We start from the raw sequence: 22,124 nt of genomic DNA on the forward strand, positions 1-22,124 counted from the left end.
ATGGTTCCTGAAGTTTTAGGAGAGTTGGCAGAGAATGCATTCCATGATGCTCAAAGGTTTTACTAATGCTTGGGGCTTGTTCGCTTACTTTCATTGGTAGACCATTTATATGCGGGTGAAGATAAGGGGAGAGACTACGGATGTAGCGCCGAAGGAGCAAACTTAGCAGTGAATCTCTCAGGCAAAAGAACTCTTATTGGACGCAACTCTGGAGAGCGCCGCCCATTTTGGGACGGCCACCAAAGGGGAAAACCTATTATATAGGTAAACTTTCAGGTTTCAGGACAGAGAAAAAGCTCAAACGGGCTTTCTCTGTCCTTTTTTGTGCTTTTTTCACATCATGAATCAGGATATCTGATGCGTAATGACAAGAAGCTTTGATAATGAAGCCATTTAAATTAAAAAATCTGAGGGGGGTCATTTTTTGACCAATTTAAAAAGAACACCACTATTTGAAGTTTATCGTGAATGCGGCGGTAAAACGATCGATTTTGGCGGCTGGGAACTTCCTGTCCAATTTTCGGGTATAAAGGACGAACATGAAGCCGTACGTACAAAAGCGGGGTTATTCGATGTTTCCCATATGGGGGAAGTTGATGTTAAGGGGCTTGGGAGCCTTTCCTTTTTACAGAAGATGCTGACTAATGATATATCAAAGCTGCAACAGGGCGGTGCCCAATATACGGCTATGTGCTATGAAAACGGCGGGACGGTTGATGATCTCATCGTTTATAAGCGGGCTGAAGACGACTATCTGCTCGTGGTCAATGCAGCGAATACAGATAAAGATTTCGATTGGCTGCAAGCTAATCTACCGGAAGATGTCCAAATCACAAATGTATCGAGTCACTATACACAGCTAGCACTTCAAGGGCCATCTGCAGAGAAGATATTACAAAAACTATCAGAAAATACTGCCTTAAGTGAAATTGGATTTTTCAAGTTCAAGGAAAATGTCATGATAAATGGTATCTCCACGATGGTATCCCGTACCGGATATACTGGTGAAGATGGTTTTGAGATATATAGCGACAGTGAAAACGGTCCTGCCCTTTGGAAGGCGATTCTGGATGCCGGAAAGGAAGAAGGGATTCAGCCGATTGGTTTAGGTGCTCGTGATACCCTGCGTTTTGAAGCGAAACTTCCGCTGTATGGGCAGGAACTTTCAGCGGACATCACCCCAATAGAGGCCGGGATCGGTTTTGCGGTAAAAGTGGATAAGGAAGCAGATTTTTTCGGGAAAGCCGTTCTTGCTGAACAAAAGGAGAAAGGGGCTCCCCGCAAGCTTGTGGGAATTGAAATGATTGACCGTGGCATTCCACGTCATGGGTATAAGGTCTACAGCGGGGACAAAGTCATTGGCGAGGTCACGACTGGTACCCAATCACCAACGTTGAAGAAGAACGTAGGGTTGGCACTTATCGATAAGGAATTTTCGGTGCTGGATGCGGAAGTCGAAGTGGAAATTCGATCCAAACGTTTGAAAGCCGTTATCATACAAACACCTTTTTATAAAAAACCACGTAAATAGAGGGGAATGGTCATTAGATGAAACATCGTTATTTACCCATGACAGAGCAAGATAAACAAGAAATGCTTGAAGTGATAGGTGTACCTACTGTTGAAGAACTTTTCAATGATATCCCTGAAAGTGTTCGTTTTCAAGGCGAATACGATATCAAGCCCGCTAAATCGGAACCTGCCTTAATAAAAGAATTATCAAGGCTTGCTGCCAAGAATGCGGATCTTAAAAATTATGCTTCCTTCCTTGGTGCGGGTGTCTATGACCATTATGCACCGGTCATCGTCGATCATGTTCTTTCCCGTTCTGAGTTTTATACGGCTTATACACCCTATCAGCCTGAAATTTCACAGGGCGAGCTTCAGGCCATCTTTGAATATCAAACGATGATTTGTGAATTGACGGGTATGGATGTGGCTAACTCCTCCATGTATGACGGCGGGACAGCGCTAGCTGAAGCAGCCATGCTTGCTTCAGGTCAGACACGACGCAAGAAGATTCTCATTTCAGGGACGGTTCATCCTGAATCAAGAGAAGTTGTTAAGACCTATGCGAAAGGACAACGCGTGGAAGTGATCGAAATTCCTTATAAAGACGGTGTGACGGATATGGCCGCCTTAAGGGAGTTGGTGAAAGATGATATTGCAGGAGTGATTGTGCAATATCCGAACTTTTTTGGCCGTATCGAGCCATTGAAAGAAATGGAAGAAATCATTCATGGCGTCAAGTCCATGTTTATCGTTTCCAGTAATCCGCTTGCACTGGGAGCCTTGACATCCCCTGGTGCCCTCGGTGCAGATATCGTAACGGGGGATGCTCAGCCATTCGGCATTCCAGCAGCATTCGGTGGACCTCATTGTGGATATTTTGCCGTTACGAATAAACTTGTACGGAAAGTTCCGGGCAGACTCGTCGGTCAAACAGTGGATGAAAATGGAAAAAGGGGTTTTGTGCTGACGCTTCAAGCTCGTGAGCAGCACATTCGCCGTGATAAGGCCACATCCAACATTTGTTCCAATCAAGCGTTGAACGCCTTGGCAGCTTCTGTTGCAATGACCGCTCTTGGGAAAAAGGGGGTCAAAGAAATGGCCGTGCAAAATATTCAAAAAGCGCATTATGCGAAAAAAGCTATTGAGGCAAAAGGGATAAAAGTAATGTTCGACGGTCCTTCGTTTAATGAATTTGTCATTAAACTGCCTGCTTCGTTTTCAGAAATCAATAAAAACCTATTTGAAAAAGGGATGATCGGCGGCTTTGATTTAGGAAAGGTTTATCCTGAGCTGGAAGACCATATGCTGGTCGCGGTAACGGAACTTAGAACAAAAGAAGAAATTGATGCACTTGCGCAGGAATTGGGGGATCAACATGAATAATCAAGATCAATCACTCATTTTTGAAATCAGTACATCCGGTCGAATCGGGTATAGTCTGCCAGAAATGGATGTTGCAACTACTCCGCTCGAAGAAATTCTTCCTGCCGACTACATCCGTGAAGAAGAGGCGGAGCTTCCTGAGGTGTCCGAATTGGATATCATGCGTCACTATACAGCACTTTCCAAACGGAATCATGGAGTGGATTCGGGTTTTTATCCGCTGGGTTCATGCACGATGAAATATAATCCGAAAATAAATGAAAATGTGGCACGCTTTAACGGTTTCGCCCATATCCATCCATATCAAGATCCGAGTACTGTTCAGGGAGCCTTGGGACTATTATTTGATTTGCAGGAACATCTAACGGAAATCACAGGGATGGATCAAGTGACATTACAGCCTGCAGCAGGTGCACACGGTGAATGGACAGGGTTGATGATGATTCGCGCTTTTCACGAAGCTAATGGCGATACAGAACGGACGAAAGTGATCGTACCCGATTCTGCACACGGTACGAATCCAGCTTCTGCCACTGTGGCCGGACTTGAAACGATAACAGTGAAATCCGATGAAAACGGGTTAGTCGACCTTGAGGATTTAAAGCGTGTTGTGGGACCGGATACGGCGGCTTTGATGCTGACGAACCCCAATACGTTGGGATTGTTTGAAGAGAACATATTGGAAATGGCACAACTTGTCCATGATGCCGGTGGGAAGCTTTATTATGATGGTGCCAATCTGAATGCAGTACTTTCAAAAGCACGCCCGGGTGACATGGGCTTTGATGTGGTTCACTTAAATCTCCATAAAACATTCACTGGCCCGCATGGCGGCGGCGGTCCGGGTTCTGGCCCTGTAGGAGTAAAGTCGGATTTGATTCCTTACTTGCCTAAACCGCTTGTGGTCAAACAAGATGAGCAATTCGTTCTTGATTATGATCGCCCGCAATCCATTGGCAGGGTAAAACCCTACTATGGGAATTTCGGGATAAACGTAAGGGCATATACGTACATTCGTTCAATGGGTCCTGATGGCCTTAAAGCCGTCACCGAGAATGCGGTCCTCAATGCAAATTATATGATGCGTAGGTTGGAACCATTTTTTGACCTACCATATAATCGTCATTGTAAGCACGAATTCGTATTAAGCGGACGTCGGCAAAAGAAATTGGGAGTCAGGACTCTCGACATAGCCAAAAGATTGCTGGATTTCGGGTATCATCCTCCAACCATTTACTTCCCGTTGAACGTGGAAGAAGGAATGATGATAGAACCGACCGAAACGGAGTCCAAGGAAACTCTGGATGCATTCATCGATGCAATGATCCAGATTGCCAAGGAAGCGGAGGAAACTCCGGAAATCGTTCAGGAAGCTCCGCATACGACCGTTATAAAGCGGCTTGATGAAACTCTTGCTGCAAGAAAACCGGTTCTGCGTTTTCAAGCCGACTGAAAGCTTACATGAAAAACCCCCTGCCGGACGGCGGGGGTTTTCATGTTTATGTATCTTGTAAAGAACTAATCAAAGTCAATGAGTTAACTTTCATTTTCATTGAGCCCGCATTGAACATGTAGACGTTTTAATTAAAAAGAGCCCATGCGGAGATGGGGTCTTATTTCTTTGCTTTGATTTTCCCGGTCCACATTTTGAAACCGCCTTTTAGGTGAAAAAGTTCCTTGTAGCCCTTTTTGTATAGCATGGCTGCAGCTCTTCCGCTGATGATTTCGCTTTGAGCGTACAAGTATACAGGCTTGTCCGGCCTAATTTCGACCAAGCGAGTTTTCATTTGCGTCATAGGGATGTTTCTTGCGCCTAAGATATGACCGTTATCAAAATCATTCGGTTCCCGAACATCGATCAGCTGCACTTTTCTGTAGTTAGCGATAAATTCGTCCTGTGTTAATGTTTTAACGATTTTACGCTGGCGGTACCAATTAAAAAGTGAATACGCAATAACCACTCCCAAGATGATGAGCAGTGTATATAATAATTCCAAACATTAAAACTCCCTTCTACCTTAACGAATACAGACAATACTTATTATATAATTGCTTTACTTAATAATCAAAAAGAATTTTCATCAAATTCTTTATCGACTTGATAGCACTTTCTTTTTTAGAGTGTTAAAGTCTGTTAAACTACTACATGTGAGTTTTTTGTGGGGTATAACGTAATTACTGAAAAACAGTCTATTGAAACGAGGGTTTAGGATGACTAAAGAAAAATGGGGTTTTATAGATTCTGGAAATTGTTCACCGGCTTTTAATATGGCGATGGACGAAGCGCTTTTAAATTGGCAAAGCAAAGGGGAAATTCCGCCAATCATACGCTTTTATGGTTGGGATCCAGCGACATTGTCGATTGGTTATTTTCAAAAGGCAGAAGCGGAAATCGATATGGAAGAGGTCAAAAGGCAAGGCCTCGGTTTTGTTCGCAGACCAACAGGAGGACGAGCGGTGCTGCACGAGCATGAATTGACTTATAGCGTAATCGTTCCAGAAACCTATCCGGGAATGCCAACTACCGTTACTGAAGCATATCGCGTCATATCCGAAGGAATATTAATGGGGTTCAGGAATCTTGGATTGGATGCTTATTTTGCTGTGCCTCGAACCGAGCAGGAAAAAGCGGCTTTAAAAGTGCCCAAGTCTTCCGTCTGCTTTGATGCTCCAAGTTGGTATGAACTGGTTGTTGAGGGCAGGAAGGTCGCTGGCAGCGCACAAACCAGGCAAAAGGGCGTCATCCTTCAACACGGGGCCATTTTGCTTGAACTTGATGATGAAAAGCTCTTTAGCGTATTTAAATTCTCAAATGACAGGGTTAAAGAGAGAATGCAAAAAAACTTAAAAAACAAAGCTGTAGCCATGAATGACATTGCCGGAAGAAAGATTACCATCCCCGAAGCGAAAGTTGCTTTTGAAAAAGGTTTTGCCGAAGGACTATCGATCGATCTAGAACCATACGTCCTCACTGAACAACAATTGCTGGAAGTGAAGGCCATAGCAGAAAGCAAATATGAAAGCGATGAATGGAATTTCATGAGATAGAAGAAGCAGAATAATTAAAGTGGAAAATAAAAAAGTTTTTTCAGATTTGTTTACCAAATAAGCTATTCCTTGCGGGAATAAGTCCTAAAAGGGATGGGGAAAAAGCAAGGTCCAAATTAATTGAAATCTGATGAAAAATTATCGTAAATCGACATTTTCCTCCCTTTTGCTAACTATATTAATTGATTTATCGTTTGACAAAATTAAAAGTCATTCAAAACAAACACAATATATAGTAGTTGAAATATTTAATGCGACACTATATGTTGATTTTTGAGTTTCGCTATGATAAATTTAGGGTACTTGTTAAGCGAAACGGACATGTAAGGCTACATATAGATTTTTGCGGCGGCAAGAACGGATCTTGAAACATATAAAGGAGAGGGAATTATGTCGGTTGTAATAAAAGAAGCTTTAAAGGTTGATCTAGAAAGGTTGAATAAGGATATTTCTTTATTTCCCCAGGTTCACCCTGTAACGGCTGATATGAAAATGGCGCATAAGGGAGTGTCCCGTCTAGTCATGCTTGACCGCTATTCTTTTAAGGATACTGAAAAAATCACACTCTCGGCAGGCGATTTCGTAGTGTTGACGATCAAGGAAGATCCGAAATTCCCAGCACGGGGTCTCGGTCACATCGTTGAAATAGATTGGGAAACCAAAAAAGCCAAGGTATTGGTGGATGAAGAATTCCGCGGCGTATTGGATAGTCCGGAAGAAGTGGAGACCGGGATTGTAAACCGTCCGCTGGATATTATCGAAAAACCGCTTGAAATATACTATGAACAAATTGCGAAACGTAATGCAACAGGCTTGGCTTCAGTGGAAACCACTGAAGAAAAAAGAACGGAATGGTTCAATAAATTCTATGAAGAATTAAAGAACCTTAATTTTGTCCCGGCAGGTCGAGTATTATATGGTGCGGGTTCCAATACGGATGTTACTTATTTCAACTGCTATGTGATGCCATTCGTACCTGATTCACGTGAGGGAATTTCAGAACATAGGAAACAAGTGATGGAAATCATGAGCCGCGGCGGCGGAGTGGGTACGAACGGATCGACATTGCGTCCAAGGAACACTCTGGCAAAAGGGGTAAATGGAAAATCCTCGGGTTCAGTGTCATGGCTTGATGATATTGCGAAATTGACGCATCTAGTTGAACAGGGCGGTAGCAGACGCGGTGCGCAAATGATCATGCTCGCTGATTGGCATCCTGATATTGCAGAGTTCATCATTTCTAAAATGCAAAATCCAAGGATCCTTCGTTATTTAGTGGAAAACACTAAAGATGAGGCCATCAAGAAATATGCGACAGATAAATTGAAATTCACGCCGCACACCGAACAGGAAACGGCTATGTATCAAGGAATCATCAATTATAAAGAGATTCCTGGTCTAGGTGGATTTAGCGAGAAAATCATTAGGGATGCAGAGGAAAAGATCCATACAGGCGGTACGTATAGTGTCCATAATTCCGATTTTCTAACTGGCGCCAACATTTCGATTTGCTTGACTAAGGAATTTATGGAAGCGGCAGAAAAAGATGAGGAATACGAATTGCGTTTTCCTGATGTTGAAAGCTATAATGCCGAAGAAATGGCTATTTATAATGCCGAATGGCATAATGTCGGTGATGTTCGCGAATGGGAGAGAATGGGTCACAAAGTTCGTGTTTATCGTAAAATCCGAGCTAAAGAGCTTTGGAACTTAATAAACATTTGTGCAACATATTCTGCTGAACCAGGTATTTTCTTTATCGATAATGCTAATGAAATGACGAATGCCAAAGCATACGGTCAACAGGTCGTAGCTACGAACCCATGTGGCGAACAGCCATTGGCCCCATATTCAGTATGTAACCTTGCTGCTGTCAATTTGGCTGAAATGGCCGATAAAGATAAAAAAACCGTTAATTTCGAGAAACTTAGGCAGACCGTCGAAGTCGGTGTACGTATGCAGGACAATGTCATTGACGCAACTCCTTATTTCTTGGATGAAAACAAAAAACAGGCACTGGGCGAGCGACGGGTTGGCCTTGGTGTAATGGGTCTGCATGACCTGTTAATCTACTGTGAAACGGAATACGGATCTGAAGAAGGAAACATCCTGGTCGACAAGGTGTTTGAAACGATTGCGACTACAGCCTACAGGGCATCCGTGGAACTTGCTAAAGAAAAAGGCAGTTTCCCATTCCTGATCGGATCAAATGATAAAGAAACCGATGAGCTTAGAACGCGTTTCACACAAACCGGATTTATGGAAAAAATGCCGGAAGACATCAGGGAAAGTGTTGCTGCACATGGCATCCGTAACTCTCATTTATTGACAGTGGCTCCTACAGGAAGCACAGGAACGATGGTTGGGGTATCTACAGGTCTTGAACCATACTTCTCCTTCACGTATTTCCGCAGTGGCCGACTTGGCAAATTCATTGAAGTTAAGGCTGATATTGTTCAGGAATACTTGGACCGTCATCCAGAAGCTAATCCAGAGGAGCTTCCAAAATGGTTCATCTCCGCTATGGAATTGGCACCTGAAGCCCATGCGGATGTTCAATGCATCATTCAACGCTGGATTGACAGTTCGATCAGTAAAACGGTCAATGCTCCAAAAGGATATACTGTCGAACAGGTTGAAAAAGTATATGAACGTCTATACAAAGGCGGAGCAAAAGGCGGTACCGTTTATGTGGACGGCAGCCGTGACAGTCAGGTTCTCACGCTTAAAGCGGAAGAAAACCAAATGGACGAACAGCTAGAGATGGACGAATTGACAGATGTGGAAGTAAAGAAAAAAGTCGTATTGGTCGATACGATAAATGAACTCCGTTCGACGAATGTTACGATTGGGTCGGAAGTGGGCAACACTTGTCCGGTCTGCCGTAAAGGTGAAGTCCAGGAAATGGGCGGATGTAATACTTGCACGAATTGTGGAGCACAATTAAAATGTGGGCTATAAGCTAAGCTGATAGAAGAAGTCGTTAAGTGTGCTGAAAAGCTGATCTTAACGGCTTTTTTTTAATAAACATAATGGATTGAACTTGTAGGTTGTTAACTTCTGTTCAATTTACATTCCATTGAACTTAAATAAAGAGAAGCCGAATCGTTGGATTCGGCTTCTCTTTGCGTTCATTCATCCATTTTCATTTTGCTGGCCTATTTCCTTCTCGGCGAGATATTGGTTTCCATCTTTCAATACCGAAAATTCATCGACCGAGTCTCCAGGTATATTCCTGGGATTTGGATATTTATTATCTGTTTGGACGGTAATCGATTGTTTCCCCATTCCATTTGTCAAGAAGTCTCGTTTATTAGCCATACCATATCGCATCTCCTTCATCTTGGATTTTCCAATTAAAAACAATCATGAGGATAACAGAATAAAGAAAAACTATCCCTATTAATTAGATTGTGTAGTTCGATTGAAAGTATGAACAAATCCAGAAAAGAACGGAGAACGAAATGAAACCATTTATGCCACAGTTAGTATATATCGAGCCCAGGGCACTGGAATACCCGCTTGGCCGGGAATTGAAAAAAAATTTCGAGGATTTGAACATTGAAATCCGTGAGACTACCTCACATAACCAAATTAGGGATCTTCCTGGAGAAAATGATTTACAAAAATATCGTGTCGCCAAGTCCACGCTTGTGGTAGGGATCAGAAAGACATTGAAATTCGATTCTTCAAAGCCATCTGCTGAATATGCCATCCCTCTTGCAACCGGGTGTATGGGGCATTGTCATTATTGTTATTTACAGACGACACTCGGAACAAAGCCATACATTAGGACATACGTGAATCTCGAGGAGATTTTCGAGGCAGCCGAAAATTATATCAATGAGAGAAAGCCTGAAATTACACATTTTGAGGCGGCCTGTACATCAGATATCGTCGGAATTGATCATTTGACACATTCATTAAAAAGGGCTATAGAATATTTTGGGAAAAGTGAATATGGGGTTCTAAGGTTCGTAACTAAATTTCATCATGTCGACCACCTGTTGGATGCTGAACATAATGGAAAAACTAGATTTAGGTTCAGTATAAATTCACGTTACGTGATAAAGAATTTCGAGCCCGGCACTTCGAGCTTTGAAGAAAGAATGGAAGCGGCGCGAAAAGTGGCAGGTGCCGGATATCCCTTGGGTTTTATCGTAGCTCCAATATATCGTCATGAAGCATGGAAAGAGGGCTACCGTGAATTATTCGAACGGTTAAGTGAGGCGTTAAAAGGCGTGGATATCCCAGACTTGACTTTCGAATTAATCCAGCATCGGTTTACTGGCCCTGCCAAAAAAGTGATTCAAAAAAACTACCCGAAAACGAAATTGGAACTGGACGAAACGAAGCGTAAATATAAATGGGGCCGATACGGTATTGGTAAATATGTTTACCAAACCGAAGAAGCCGCAGAACTGGAAACGGCCATTCGTGGGTATATAGCAGAATTTTTCCCTAAAGCGGAAATTCAGTATTTTACCTGATGAAGGCAATCTTTCATATAAAACTGTCATAAATCGCTCTAATCCTGCTTAAAAATGTAAAGACCGGATTAGGGAGGGCAGCTATGATTATTGACGGCGTTTTTTCCGGAGGCGGGATTAAAGGCTATGGTTTAGTTGGAGCCCTGCAGGAATTAGAGGAACGAGGATTTGTATTCCATAGGACAGCGGGTACAAGTGCTGGTTCCATAATTGCAGCTTTCGTAGCCGCTGGATACACAGGTAAAGAGATGGAAGAGCTTTTTCTTGATATAGATTTAAGCGGCATGCTGGATAAAAGGCGTGGTCTATTGCCTATCCCGCTTGCTAAGTGGCTCCTTATTTACTGGAAACTGGGCCTTTATAAAGGCGACGCTTTGGAATCATGGGTTGCCGGTAAACTTGCCGAAAGGAATGTAGTTACCTTTAAGGATGTTCGACCGGAGTCTCTCCGTATCATAACCTCTGACATTACAAATGGGAAATTGGTGGTACTGCCTGATGAGTTACCGAATTATGGAATTGATCCGCTCGCATTTCCAGTGGCTAAGGCAGTGAGAATGAGTTGTAGCATTCCCTATTTTTTTGAGCCAGTAAAACTTGATGTCGGAAAAAGCACGTTCCTTTTTGTTGATGGAGGTGTGTTAAGCAATTTTCCAATGTGGTTATTCAATTCAGATCATGTAAGGAAGGAACGACCGGTCATAGGCTTGCGACTAAGTGTCGATGAGATATGGAAACCGCATGAGGTGGATAATGCGGTAGAATTGTTCTCCGCACTATTCAAAACGATGAAAGATGCCCATGATGCACGTTATATTTCCAAAAAACACGTCCAGAATATTGTATTTATCCCGATGAAGGGAATTTCTGCAATGGATTTCAATCTGAATGATGATAAAAAGGGTGAATTGATGAATCAGGGCAGACAGTGTACTAAAGAATTCCTTAAGAATTGGACATATTAATAATCATAAAAAAATCGGGCTCTTAAAAAGAAGCCCGATTTTTCTTTTTATTCTTTTTCCCCTCGATGACGGTTAAGTGACTATCCGTTTTCTTTCTCACTTTTATTTTTTTTGATGATTTTGCTGCAGAGAAGCTAGCCACATTATCCTTTTTCGAAGTTCGGTTTTTTAGCCTTTTTTTCGATTGGCGGGCAGCCTTTCGGAATGCTTGCTGCTCTTTTTTAACTGGTTTTCCCTTTGTTAATCCGGTATAAATCATATAAATAATCCCTGCGACAATGGCTATTATGAGAATGTTTCTAAAAAAGCCAATCGGGTCATTAAATAGTCGGCTCATTAGTCCGAGGACTCCGAGGGCGATGATTCCGTATATCATGAAAGATATGAAACGTTTCAACAAAGACACCTCCTTAAGAGCATCATAAGCATTTTTTGCTTATTTTAAACATTCTCCATGTAAAATATTTGAAATAAATGAAGATCATTCCTTAAGTTAGTATATGATTTACCATAATCAAAATGTGTATAGATGTTTTACACAATAACATCTGATTCTAAACCTTTTTCAGTTCTTTTTTCCATTTTTAACAGTTCATGGAAGGACGCCAATGCGACTTCGACTTGATCGTCGGTAGGGGCTTTGGTTGTCAATAACTGAAGCCAAAGGCCAGGATAGCCAAGGTAACGCAGGATGGGGATATCTCTTACTTTGTTGGTCAACTGCAATACCTCGAAGGCTATGCCTAGCACTACGGGGATAAGTAAAACGCGATCCACGACACGGAGCCATAATGGATCGGTCGGAACGAGCATATAAACAAACATACCTACAATGACTGTAAATAAAATAAAGCTACTGCCACAGCGATAATGAAGGCGTGAACTTGCCTGCACATTTTCAACGGTCAATTCTTTTCCGCTTTCAAAGCAATTGATCACCTTATGCTCTGCTCCGTGATACTGAAAGACCCGCTTGATCAATGGGGTCATGGATACTACATAAATGTATACCAGCAATAATATCAACTTGAACAAGCTTTCGATTAAAACCTGAGCCATATGGCCACTGAAGATGGGTCTTGTCAATTCGGCAAGAAAGACTGGAATCAAAGTGAAAAGCAGCTTCCCAAATAGGAAGGAAAGAACACCGATTACGGCAACTCCAAGCCATACACTTAATTTAGAAGATTCTTTTGTTTCTTTTTTCTTTTCGTCCTGCTTTTCCCCGTCTTCTTCTTCATACTGTTCAGTGGAAAAGTTCAGATGTTTCGAACCGGTGGCACTTGACTGAATCAGTGATACGATACCCCTTAGAAACGGCACTTTTTTTAATTGGTTGACAACAGGTTTTGATTCTCGCGGCAGGTGATAATATACAATCGTTGAATCTTTGCGGCGTACCGCAGTTACTGTGTGATGTTTGCCCCCGAACATGACGCCTTCCACAACAGCCTGCCCTCCATAAACGGGTTTTTGGACCTCAGACATTTCTACACCAACCTAATAGTTATTCACGTAGCTCTCTCATGGGTGCTAACATGTTTATTATCAAGCATCACAAGGGTTTAAAGGCGTTCCTCCAAAATTGAATGGCGGCTTTATCCCTGCGATTGCTTTATGAATGTTGACTCACAGGAAGTTAGTATCCTGTGTACATTATAAACTTCAACAGAGGATAGGTATTTTCCTCTGAAAAAAGTACAATATTTATGATTTAATCATACAGAATAAATCCCAAAACCTCTAGTGATTCTCCTCCTTAAGAATAAAAAAAAATAGTTCTATTTAACAAAGGGCATACTACGTAGCGGAGGTGTTTGATATGTCTTCTAATGAAAATGGACAAATTCAACAGGAAAATGAAAGCGTGTTGATCTACAATGTACTAGCTATCGGTTTTGTTGGCGGGGCTGCAGCCAGTTTTGCCGGAATCATCGCCCATTATGTTAATTTTATGGGGTTTAGCCCAAAATTCATACTTACTTCGTGGTCGAATATGACTTGGATCGATCACTGGCTTGGTACGGTAATGACCATACTTTTGTTCGGAATTCTATCCGTGGGGATCGCTTTTATATACTATGGTCTTTTTAAAAGGATGAAGAGTATTTTTTCGGGTATTTTTTTGGGAGTGGTTTGCTGGGCGTTGCTCGTATTTGTCCTGAAACCGATGTTCGCCGATTTGCCAACCATTTCGAAAATGTCGGCAAATACGATTATAACCAGTGTCTGCATTTTTATTTTATACGGTCTTTTTGTAGGGTATTCTATATCATACGATCATCAGGAATATATACGTCAACAAAAGCACGCCGAGAAACGAAAGGAAAGCTGATCGCTTCTTGGTTGTAAAAAAGTAGTAAGACAATTTGTAATTATGATAGAATGTTCATGGAAAGCATTCTTTTAATTATGAGCAGGTGTTGATGATGACAAAAATCTTACTAATCAATGGTCCGAATTTAAATCGCTTGGGGAAGCGGGAACCTGCACATTATGGATCCTCGACGCTTGCGGATGTGGAAGCTCTACTGCTGCAGCAAGCTCAAGGCTTGAATGTGGAATTTACCTCTTTTCAATCTAACCATGAAGGGGCGATTATCGACAAGCTCCATTGGTCAGAAGATCATGGGATCGACGGGATTATCATTAATCCTGGAGCTTTTACTCATTATAGCTATGCGATTCGTGATGCAATTGCCGGAATTGATGTTCCAGTTGTGGAAGTGCATATTTCGAACATACATGCCCGTGAAAGCTTTCGGCATGAATCAGTGACCGCGCCGGTATCGGCGGGACAGATTGTCGGCTTGGGGATACACGGTTATGAATTGGCGTTGCAGGCGATCACAAAGATTGCAAAGGGGAGAAATTAAATGAATAAACTAATGCGCTTAAGAGCCTCAATGGAAAAGGTGGGCATTGATGGTTTTTTGATCACCAGTACATATAACCGCCGGTACATGACCAATTTTACGGGAAGTGCAGGCGTCGTCCTGATTTCCCAAAAAGAAGCTAAATTCATCACTGATTTCAGATACGTGGAACAAGCGGGCAAGCAGGCTGCAGACTATGAAATCGTCCAACATAAGGGAACCATCATCGAAGAAGTCGGTAAGCAGGCAAAAGAGATGAATATCGGCACACTGGGCTTTGAGCAAGAGCATATGACTTTTGCGACATATAAAGCATACGAAGCGGGCATTGAAGCACAACTTTTGCCGGTGTCTGGAGTTATTGAGAATTTACGCTTGATAAAGACTTCATCAGAGATTAAGATATTAAAGGAAGCGGCTGCTATTGCTGATGCTGCCTTTACACATATTCTGGATTACATGCGTCCAGGGATTTCAGAACTGGATGTATCCAATGAACTTGAATTCTTCATGAGGAAACAGGGGGCAACTTCCTCATCCTTTGATATTATCGTAGCATCTGGTGTAAGATCCGCTCTTCCACATGGAGTGGCTACGGATAAAATCATTGAAAAAGGCGATTTTGTCACATTGGATTACGGAGCATACTATAACGGATATGTGTCTGACATAACTCGGACATTGGCAGTTGGCAAGCCAAGTGAAGAACTTATTAACATTTATGACATTGTTTTAGAAGCGCAACTGCGCGGAATGGCTGGGATTAAACCTGGGATGACGGGCAGGGAAGCGGATGCACTAACTCGTAATTTAATTGAAGAAAAGGGATTCGGGCAGTATTTTGGACATTCGACTGGACATGGAATCGGTCTGGAAGTTCATGAAGGTCCGGCATTATCCTTAAGGTCTGATATCATTTTAGAACCAGGTATGGCCGTAACCGTCGAGCCGGGGATTTACTTACCGGGGGTAGGCGGAGTGCGGATTGAAGATGATACAATCGTTACAAATGAAGGTAACGAAGCACTTACTCATTCAACGAAAGAGTTAATCATTCTGTAAACATGTACATGTAGGAGGACAATTTTATGATTTCTGTAAACGATTTTCGCACGGGTGTTACGATTGAAGTAGATAATGGAATTTGGCAGGTTATCGAGTTCCAACATGTTAAACCTGGTAAAGGTGCAGCTTTTGTACGTTCTAAACTTCGTAATCTTCGTACAGGTTCGATCCAGGAGAAAACATTCCGTGCTGGTGAAAAAGTTGCTAAAGCACATATCGAAAACCGCAAAATGCAGTACCTTTATGCAAGCGGAGATAGCCATGTATTCATGGATAACGAAACGTATGACCAAATCGAGCTACCAGCTTCAAGCATTGAACGTGAACTGAAATTCCTTAAGGAAAATATGGAAGTACATATCATGACTTTCCAAGCCGAAACACTTGGGGTCGAGCTTCCAAACACAGTAGAACTTGAAGTTGCGGAGACTGAGCCAGGAATAAAAGGCGATACATCTTCAGGCGGAACGAAATCAGCGGTACTTGAGACGGGCCTTTCGGTTCAAGTTCCATTCTTCATCAACCAAGGTGACAAATTATTGATCAATACAAATGAAGGTTCTTACGTATCACGCGCATAAATGAAAGAAGGCCGAGATGAATTTCTCGGTTTCGTTTGTAGACAAAAAGGTTTCGGAATGGTTTCATTCCGAAACCTTTTTGATTTTTTATTGGATATGGATGATTTGTACTCACGATAGCCCTCTTTATTTGTTGTTGTATACTTTAAATCCCCATTTTACGAACCAAATGTTTCGATGGCACCAATTGGTCTAAAGTAGTAATCATTTCAAGCTGATCTCGCTGAATAGAATCATGATCATGTTTAAAAAGCATCCTCATCACCTCAAGTTTTCAGCCTTTTATTTTAAAAAGACTGTAGGCAACTCGCTTTCTTCAATTTTGTCTACAGTCTGGAGGGTCCGTTTGGTCTAATCCCAAACCATGATTTTATAAGAAGACTTGGTTATCCTTCATGGTGTGGACCCCTCACTGGATTGAAGAAATCTGCGACACTCCTGCCGAATAACTGGCTGGCCGAGACCCCACAGGCGCTTGCGCCGAGGAGGCTTGGCAGACAGTCGGCGGAAAGGGAGGGATTTCTGAAATCAACTGCAACTTTCTTTTAATAAAAAGACTGTAGACCGAGATTAATTTCTCGGTCTACAGTCTTTTTTAGATCCAGGAAGTAATAAAAAAATCAATAAATGGTCGGTTTCTTTAATAGCCTGTCATCATTGTGGGCTGGTCGGCATATATTTTATTGAAAGTGGTGTATACAGGAGGATTATCAAAATGGAAACGATTCTTTCCTTTTTACCGAAAAAATTATACGAGCAACTCCGGGGTATGACACCGATGATGATCGAAAAGATGGAAGAGCTGCGGATTCGGGTTGGAAGGCCGCTTGAGGTCATTGTAGGTGGGGAACCTTTCTTCTTTTCCTATGAAGTGACCCATTCGGATGCAGATCAATTATTGAATCAGATAGGTCAATTTTCGTTATATACACTTGAGGAAGAATTAAAACGAGGATATATAACTATAGCGGGTGGACATCGGGTGGGTCTTGCTGGCAAGGTTATCCTGGAAAATGGGGCGGTCAAAGCGATCAGGGACATTTCCTCATTCAATATTCGGATTGCACGTGAAAAAATAGGTGCTGCTGAACCGCTCACTTCTTATTTATATAATGGGGAATGGCAACATACGATGTTGATTGGTGCTCCGCAAACAGGAAAAACGACGGTATTACGTGATATCGCAAGGATGATATCCAGTGGAGATGAAAAACGGGGCATTCCCCCTCAAAAGGTGGGAATAGTGGACGAGCGCTCAGAAATTGCCGGGTGTGTTCATGGAGTGCCGCAGCTCGAATTTGGAACAAGGGTGGATGTGCTCGATGGATGTCCCAAAGCGGAAGGGATGATGATGATGATCCGTTCGATGTCCCCTGATGTATTGATCGTGGATGAAATAGGCCGCGCGGAGGATACACAGGCTGTGCTGGAAGCTGTGAATGCAGGTATTAAACTCATGATAACTACGCATGGCCATACACTGGCTGAAGTTAAGAAGCGGCCCTTCATCACAGAAATATTACAGCAAAACATCTTTGAACGTTTTATAGAATTACAGAGAAGTAAATCCGGAAAGAGGGGCTACAAAGTCCTTGATGCAGCGGGGGTTCCCATTTTCTTGGGAGAAAGTGTGAACCCGCATGTTTAAGTTAATTGGAGCAGCGATCATTATCATTGCAACGACATGGGCAGGTTTCGAAGCTGCGAAAAAATTAAGTATGAGGCCCCGCCAACTGAGGCAGCTAAAAGTTGCCATGCAATCACTTGAAGCAGAAATCATGTATGGTCACACACCTTTGAAAGAAGCCACAAGGAAACTTTCTAAGCAGATGCCCAAACCTTTATCCATCTTTTTCGATACCTTTGCAAATCGACTCGAATCAGGTGAGACCACCGTCAAAGAAGCATGGGATGATAGTTTGAAGAAAATATGGCAATCCCTTGCTTTAAAACAGGGAGAATTCGAGATTCTTTCACAGTTTGGGGAGACGCTTGGAAAAAGCGATAAATATCATCAGCAAAAGCAAATCATGCTGACGATGGCACACTTGGAACGGGAAGAGAGCGATGCACTCGACCGACAGGGGAAATATGAAAAAATGATGAAAAGTCTTGGTTTTTTATCAGGTCTATTATTGATCATCTTGCTGATGTAGGAATATGTGGGGGGAATGAAAATGGGCATTGATGTGGACATCATATTTAAAATAGCTGGTGTAGGGCTTGTTGTGGCATTTCTTCACACGATACTCGATCAGGTTGGGAAGAAGGAATATGCCCAGTGGGTCACACTTTTCGGATTTATCTATATTTTATTCATGGTAGCTTCTGTAGTAGAGGATTTATTTCAAAAAATTAAATCTGTATTCCTATTTCAGTAAGGGAGGGATTCACGATTGAAATCATAAAAATCGTGGGCGTTGCCCTAGTTGCCACCTTTTTGGCCCTAGTCGTCAAAGAGCAAAAACCAAATTTCGCATTCCTGCTTGTCGTTTTTGTAGGCTGCTCCATCTTTCTTTTTCTAGCGGATAAGATATACGAAATCATTTTGATGTTAGAAAAAATTGCTGTGAATGCGAATGTAAATACCGTGTATCTGGAGACCATCCTAAAAATAATCGGAATTGCCTATATTGCCGAATTCGCTTCTCAAATTACAAAAGATGCAGGGCAAGGGTCGCTCGCTTCCAAAATAGAATTGAGCGGAAAAATCTTGATTCTTGCCATGGCGATTCCGATTTTGACGGTCATCATCGAAACGATTTTACAGATGCTCCCAAGTTAACGGATTACTTCTACTAGTCAATGAGGTGAATGTATGAAGCAGCGGATGCCTTACTTATCCATTCTATTCGTTTTACTCTTTTTTTTGCATACATCTATTGGACAAGCTGCCGAAGATCCTGAAAGTGGTGAAATCGATCAAGAGTCGATCATGCAGTCGGAACTGGTACAAGCCCAAATAGAAAGGCTCGGTGTCGATGAACTCAAACAATATTGGGATAACATCGTAACGGAATATGGAGGATTCTTACCGGAAAGCCAGAAAGGGAGCTTCATGGATTTTGTAAGCGGTGATAAGAAATTCTCCTTTGAGCAATGGATAAAGGGGATTACAAAATTCATTTTTCATGAACTGCTCGTGAATGGAAAGCTGCTGGGATCACTCATTTTATTAACAGTTTTCAGCATGTTCCTGCAGTCTTTGCAGAATGCGTTCGAACAAAGCTCCGTAAGTAAAGTCGCTTATGCAATCGTTTATATGGTGCTGATCATTTTGGCACTTAACAGTTTTCATGTGGCGATTGAATATACAAAAGATACGATAGATTTGATGATTTCCTTTTTAATGGCGCTCATCCCTTTACTCTTGGCCTTAATAGCCGCTTCAGGCGGACTTGTATCAGCAGCTTTCTTTCACCCGGTATTAATGTTTTTGATGAATACAAGCGGTATCTTGATCCAGTTTGTCGTCCTTCCGTTATTATTCTTTGCAGCGATTTTAAGCATCGTCAGCACGCTGACCGAACATTATAAAGTGACACAGCTGGCACAGCTTCTCCGTAATTTTGCCATCGGGATCCTTGGAGCATTCATGACCATATTCCTTGGCGTCATATCCGTTCAGGGAGCATCCTCAGCTGTAGCTGACGGAGTGACGATCAGAACGGCCAAATTCGTGACAGGTAACTTTATACCGATAATAGGGCGCATGTTTACAGATGCAACGGATACGGTCATCAGTGCTTCCGTTCTTCTGAAAAATACAGTTGGCTTGTCAGGCGTCATTATTCTCTTGCTCATAACCACATTTCCCGCCATAAAAATCTTGATGATTTCTTTTATCTATAAATTGGCAGCGAGTCTTTTGCAGCCGCTGGGCGGAGGGCCTGTAATAAAGTGCCTTGACATTATAAGTAAAAGCATGATTTATATTTTCGCAGCATTGGCCATTGTCTCACTCATGTTTTTTTTAAGTATCACAGTAATTATCGCCTCTGGAAACATTACATTGATGGTTCGTTAGAAAGGAGGAGGGCTTGGTGAGTTTTTTAGCTGGCTGGGTATCCAACATCATCATATTTGTATTGCTGGCTACTGTGATCGATATGCTTCTACCGAATTCGGCTTTACAGAAGTATGCCAAAATGGTAATCGGACTTTTACTGATTGCGATAATCATCACTCCTATATTGGGATTATTCAATAAGGATTTCGACGAAATCCTCTCTGCGGCTACAAGTGAATTTGAAGATCAGAAAAAAAAAGATTTAGGAAATTTGACAGAAATGAAGAAAAAAGAAATACAAGCAGCACAGGGTGCATATATTTTAGAACAAATGGCTGTCCAATTACAGACAGAAGTGGAAGAGGAGTTGATGGCGGATTATAACATGAAAATTAGTTCAATTGATGTAGGAGTCAAGAATGAGGAAAAGCCGGGCGTTGATGATTTGCAAAACATAACCATATCATTGGAAAAGGCAGAGGGGAAAGAAGACTCGGAGATAGAGGCAGTAGCGAAGGTTGATATCAATGCAGATAGACCTTCCACTTCGAATGATGCCAATCTGGATGCTGTCAAAAGGTTTCTGGCAACAAGTTGGTCCGTTGATGAAGAGATCATTGAAATCGCCGGGGAAAGGAAGTGACTGAGTATTGAACAAAGACAAAGGTCCATTATCCTGGCTGCAAAAACTATTAAATAAAGACCCTGACCAAAAAGAGCCTAAGGAAAAAAAACCTTCCCTGTATGTCTATGCTCTAATAGTTGTCCTTTTGGGAGCGGGAATTATGATGGCCGGGAATTTGTTAACCACCAACCAGACGGGACAAACACCTGAAGTGAAGACGGTATTCAATAATGATAAACAAGATGACGAAGGGGATGTTGAAACATTCGGCCAGAAGAAATCCGAATTCAAGACGACAAAAGACTATGAAATATATCTTCAGAATGAAATGAAGGAAGCGCTTGAATCCATCGCAGGCGTCCAGGATGTAAAAGTCGTAATCTACGTGGATGCATCCGAGAAAAAAGTATATGAAAGAAACAAAGTCACCCAAAGTCAAGTCACAGAAGAAACCGACCAGGAAGGCGGCAAAAGGACGGTCGAAGACACATCGGTTGATGAACAGCTCGTTTTGGTCAAAAGCGGTGAAAAAGAAGGGCCGATCATTTCGGAAACGAAAAAACCTAGTGTACGAGGCGTCCTGGTAGTCGCTAAAGGGGCTGAAAACATCCAAATAAAGAAGTGGATCATCGAGGCTGTCACACGTTCACTTGATGTACCGAGTCACAGGGTTTCTGTCATGCCTAAAAAATAAGGGGGAAAATCTACATGTTATTAAAAAAACAAACCGTTTGGTTATTGACTATGCTAAGTCTGGTCGTTGTACTTTCAGTCTATTATTTAACAGCTCCTGAGGAAAATGCTACCGATATGACGGCAACGGAAGAAATGGAACAGGCAGAAAATAAAACAGAAAGTAAAACAGATAGCAAAGCGGATACCAAAGGGGAAAATAAAAGTGATAAAGAAACGTCCAAAAATACAGAAGGTTCCTCTGTAACCATTGCATCAGGGGACGAGTTCGAATCGTTAAGGATGCAGATTGAAGATGAACGGGCTAAGCTGAATGAAGAATTGACTGCAAAGATGGGCAATACAGACCTATCCGCTGAAGAACGAGATGAGGCTTATGCGAAAATCGAGCAATTAAGTGAAACGAAAGTAAAAGAAAATATCATCGAAAACTTAATTGTAGCCATGGATTACAATGCCGCACTGGTCCGGGTGGATGGAACGGATGTAAAGGTGAGTGTCAAGGCCGATAAACAAACGAAAACAGAGGCCAATAACATTATCCGCCTCGTAAGGAAAGAAGTGAGCGATGCACAAAATGTAGTGGTAGATTTCCAACCGGAAAAGTAATCTCAGATACAGAAATAAGGGCTGATACACAACAGTTCATAATCGTAAAAATTTGAAAGTCCCCCTTAAATAAAAAAGGGAGGCTTTTTTATTATTATTTTTTCACTAACTTACAACCGGGAAACTTTAGAGGAAAAGTTTTTTTTATGTAAATTGATACCAGGAACTCAAACAGAAATGGGTATTATGATCATCCGTAATATTCTAGAAAAGTAATTTAGATGGAGATTAATGCAGGTTTCAAAGTGGGAATTAGCAGAATTCAAGT

Annotated in this window: 23 protein-coding genes and 2 riboswitches; of the genes, 19 read left to right on the forward strand and 4 right to left on the reverse strand. The window is 42.0% G+C overall.

Annotation, left to right across the window (positions count from 1 at the left end; translation table 11 throughout):
* Window positions 1–115 precede the first annotated feature (115 nt).
* Window positions 116–203: riboswitch (glycine riboswitch) on the forward strand.
* Window positions 204–206: 3 nt separating this feature from the next.
* Window positions 207–290: riboswitch (glycine riboswitch) on the forward strand.
* A 134-nt stretch (window positions 291–424) separates the two neighbouring features.
* The 3 genes from gcvT to gcvPB are packed head-to-tail and all read left to right on the forward strand — an operon-like array spanning window position 425 to window position 4,348.
* Window positions 425–1,531, forward strand: coding sequence for a glycine cleavage system aminomethyltransferase GcvT (gene gcvT / locus QUF86_RS14920; RefSeq protein ID WP_289334755.1), 1,107 nt, complete (start codon window positions 425–427; stop codon window positions 1,529–1,531).
* Between the two features lie 17 nt (window positions 1,532–1,548).
* Window positions 1,549–2,895, forward strand: a complete 1,347-nt coding sequence (gene gcvPA, locus QUF86_RS14925; protein ID WP_289334756.1) for an aminomethyl-transferring glycine dehydrogenase subunit GcvPA — start codon at window positions 1,549–1,551, stop codon at window positions 2,893–2,895.
* A complete protein-coding gene (gene gcvPB / locus QUF86_RS14930) occupies window positions 2,888–4,348 on the forward strand; it encodes an aminomethyl-transferring glycine dehydrogenase subunit GcvPB (RefSeq protein WP_289315688.1) in 1,461 nt (486 codons plus the stop codon). Before gcvPA ends, gcvPB begins: the two co-directional genes overlap by 8 nt.
* 160 nt (window positions 4,349–4,508) lie before the next feature.
* Here the strand turns inward: gcvPB and QUF86_RS14935 are convergent, their stop codons facing one another.
* Window positions 4,509–4,892: a rhodanese-like domain-containing protein gene (locus QUF86_RS14935; RefSeq protein ID WP_289315689.1), complete on the reverse strand. Its 384-nt coding sequence runs from the start codon at window positions 4,890–4,892 to the stop codon at window positions 4,509–4,511.
* Between the two features lie 214 nt (window positions 4,893–5,106).
* Here QUF86_RS14935 and QUF86_RS14940 point away from each other — a divergent pair, with 214 nt between their 5' ends.
* Both QUF86_RS14940 and QUF86_RS14945 read left to right on the forward strand, forming a co-directional pair.
* The gene (locus QUF86_RS14940) at window positions 5,107–5,943 is read left to right on the forward strand and encodes a lipoate--protein ligase family protein (RefSeq protein WP_289334757.1); all 837 of its coding nucleotides are present in this window, start codon (window positions 5,107–5,109) and stop codon (window positions 5,941–5,943) included.
* Between the two features lie 390 nt (window positions 5,944–6,333).
* Window positions 6,334–8,904, forward strand: a complete 2,571-nt coding sequence (locus tag QUF86_RS14945) for a vitamin B12-dependent ribonucleotide reductase (protein WP_289334758.1) — start codon at window positions 6,334–6,336, stop codon at window positions 8,902–8,904.
* 174 nt (window positions 8,905–9,078) lie between these two features.
* Here the strand turns inward: QUF86_RS14945 and QUF86_RS14950 are convergent, their stop codons facing one another.
* Window positions 9,079–9,264, reverse strand: a complete 186-nt coding sequence (locus QUF86_RS14950) for a hypothetical protein (protein WP_289315692.1) — start codon at window positions 9,262–9,264, stop codon at window positions 9,079–9,081.
* 143 nt (window positions 9,265–9,407) lie between these two features.
* On the opposite strand from QUF86_RS14950, the gene splB reads away from it, so the two are divergent.
* Window positions 9,408–10,433 carry a spore photoproduct lyase gene (gene splB, locus QUF86_RS14955; RefSeq protein WP_289334759.1) on the forward strand — a complete coding sequence of 342 codons (1,026 nt, stop codon included), beginning with the start codon at window positions 9,408–9,410 and terminating at the stop codon, window positions 10,431–10,433.
* 83 nt (window positions 10,434–10,516) lie between these two features.
* A complete protein-coding gene (locus QUF86_RS14960) occupies window positions 10,517–11,398 on the forward strand; it encodes a patatin-like phospholipase family protein (RefSeq protein WP_289334760.1) in 882 nt (293 codons plus the stop codon).
* Window positions 11,399–11,420: 22 nt separating this feature from the next.
* Here QUF86_RS14960 and QUF86_RS14965 read toward each other — a convergent pair whose 3' ends face one another.
* Both QUF86_RS14965 and QUF86_RS14970 read right to left on the reverse strand, forming a co-directional pair.
* Window positions 11,421–11,795: an SA1362 family protein gene (locus QUF86_RS14965; protein WP_061464010.1), complete on the reverse strand. Its 375-nt coding sequence runs from the start codon at window positions 11,793–11,795 to the stop codon at window positions 11,421–11,423.
* A gap of 137 nt (window positions 11,796–11,932) precedes the next feature.
* Window positions 11,933–12,886, reverse strand: a complete 954-nt coding sequence (locus QUF86_RS14970; RefSeq protein WP_289334761.1) for a DUF1385 domain-containing protein — start codon at window positions 12,884–12,886, stop codon at window positions 11,933–11,935.
* Between the two features lie 334 nt (window positions 12,887–13,220).
* Between QUF86_RS14970 and QUF86_RS14975 the strand changes: the two genes are divergently transcribed.
* The 12 genes from QUF86_RS14975 to QUF86_RS15030 all read left to right on the forward strand — a co-directional run bounded on the left by QUF86_RS14975 (window position 13,221) and on the right by QUF86_RS15030 (window position 21,856).
* The gene (locus tag QUF86_RS14975; RefSeq protein ID WP_289334762.1) at window positions 13,221–13,733 is read left to right on the forward strand and encodes a YqhR family membrane protein; all 513 of its coding nucleotides are present in this window, start codon (window positions 13,221–13,223) and stop codon (window positions 13,731–13,733) included.
* 94 nt (window positions 13,734–13,827) lie between these two features.
* Window positions 13,828–14,274 carry a type II 3-dehydroquinate dehydratase gene (gene aroQ, locus QUF86_RS14980; protein ID WP_289315697.1) on the forward strand — a complete coding sequence of 149 codons (447 nt, stop codon included), beginning with the start codon at window positions 13,828–13,830 and terminating at the stop codon, window positions 14,272–14,274.
* On the forward strand, window positions 14,275–15,336 hold the full coding sequence (locus tag QUF86_RS14985) for a M24 family metallopeptidase (RefSeq protein ID WP_289315698.1): 1,062 nt from the start codon (window positions 14,275–14,277) through the stop codon (window positions 15,334–15,336).
* 26 nt (window positions 15,337–15,362) lie between these two features.
* On the forward strand, window positions 15,363–15,920 hold the full coding sequence (gene efp / locus QUF86_RS14990; protein ID WP_034308328.1) for an elongation factor P: 558 nt from the start codon (window positions 15,363–15,365) through the stop codon (window positions 15,918–15,920).
* Between the two features lie 715 nt (window positions 15,921–16,635).
* On the forward strand, window positions 16,636–17,568 hold the full coding sequence (gene spoIIIAA / locus QUF86_RS14995) for a stage III sporulation protein AA (protein ID WP_289325709.1): 933 nt from the start codon (window positions 16,636–16,638) through the stop codon (window positions 17,566–17,568).
* Window positions 17,561–18,076, forward strand: a complete 516-nt coding sequence (gene spoIIIAB / locus QUF86_RS15000) for a stage III sporulation protein SpoIIIAB (protein WP_289334763.1) — start codon at window positions 17,561–17,563, stop codon at window positions 18,074–18,076. Before spoIIIAA ends, spoIIIAB begins: the two co-directional genes overlap by 8 nt.
* Before the next feature lie 21 nt (window positions 18,077–18,097).
* Window positions 18,098–18,301, forward strand: coding sequence for a stage III sporulation protein AC (gene spoIIIAC / locus QUF86_RS15005; protein WP_034308319.1), 204 nt, complete (start codon window positions 18,098–18,100; stop codon window positions 18,299–18,301).
* A gap of 14 nt (window positions 18,302–18,315) precedes the next feature.
* Window positions 18,316–18,705, forward strand: a complete 390-nt coding sequence (gene spoIIIAD, locus QUF86_RS15010; RefSeq protein WP_289336235.1) for a stage III sporulation protein AD — start codon at window positions 18,316–18,318, stop codon at window positions 18,703–18,705.
* Window positions 18,706–18,738: 33 nt separating this feature from the next.
* Window positions 18,739–19,947 carry a stage III sporulation protein AE gene (gene spoIIIAE, locus QUF86_RS15015; RefSeq protein ID WP_289334764.1) on the forward strand — a complete coding sequence of 403 codons (1,209 nt, stop codon included), beginning with the start codon at window positions 18,739–18,741 and terminating at the stop codon, window positions 19,945–19,947.
* 16 nt (window positions 19,948–19,963) lie between these two features.
* Window positions 19,964–20,572: a stage III sporulation protein AF gene (gene spoIIIAF / locus QUF86_RS15020; protein ID WP_289334765.1), complete on the forward strand. Its 609-nt coding sequence runs from the start codon at window positions 19,964–19,966 to the stop codon at window positions 20,570–20,572.
* A 7-nt stretch (window positions 20,573–20,579) separates the two neighbouring features.
* On the forward strand, window positions 20,580–21,248 hold the full coding sequence (spoIIIAG, locus tag QUF86_RS15025) for a stage III sporulation protein AG (RefSeq protein ID WP_289315703.1): 669 nt from the start codon (window positions 20,580–20,582) through the stop codon (window positions 21,246–21,248).
* 14 nt (window positions 21,249–21,262) lie between these two features.
* Window positions 21,263–21,856 carry a SpoIIIAH-like family protein gene (locus QUF86_RS15030; RefSeq protein ID WP_289334766.1) on the forward strand — a complete coding sequence of 198 codons (594 nt, stop codon included), beginning with the start codon at window positions 21,263–21,265 and terminating at the stop codon, window positions 21,854–21,856.
* Window positions 21,857–22,124: the final 268 nt, after the last annotated feature.

It is taken from the genome of Peribacillus sp. NJ11 (assembly GCF_030348405.1).
Lineage (GTDB): Bacteria > Bacillota > Bacilli > Bacillales > DSM-1321 > Peribacillus.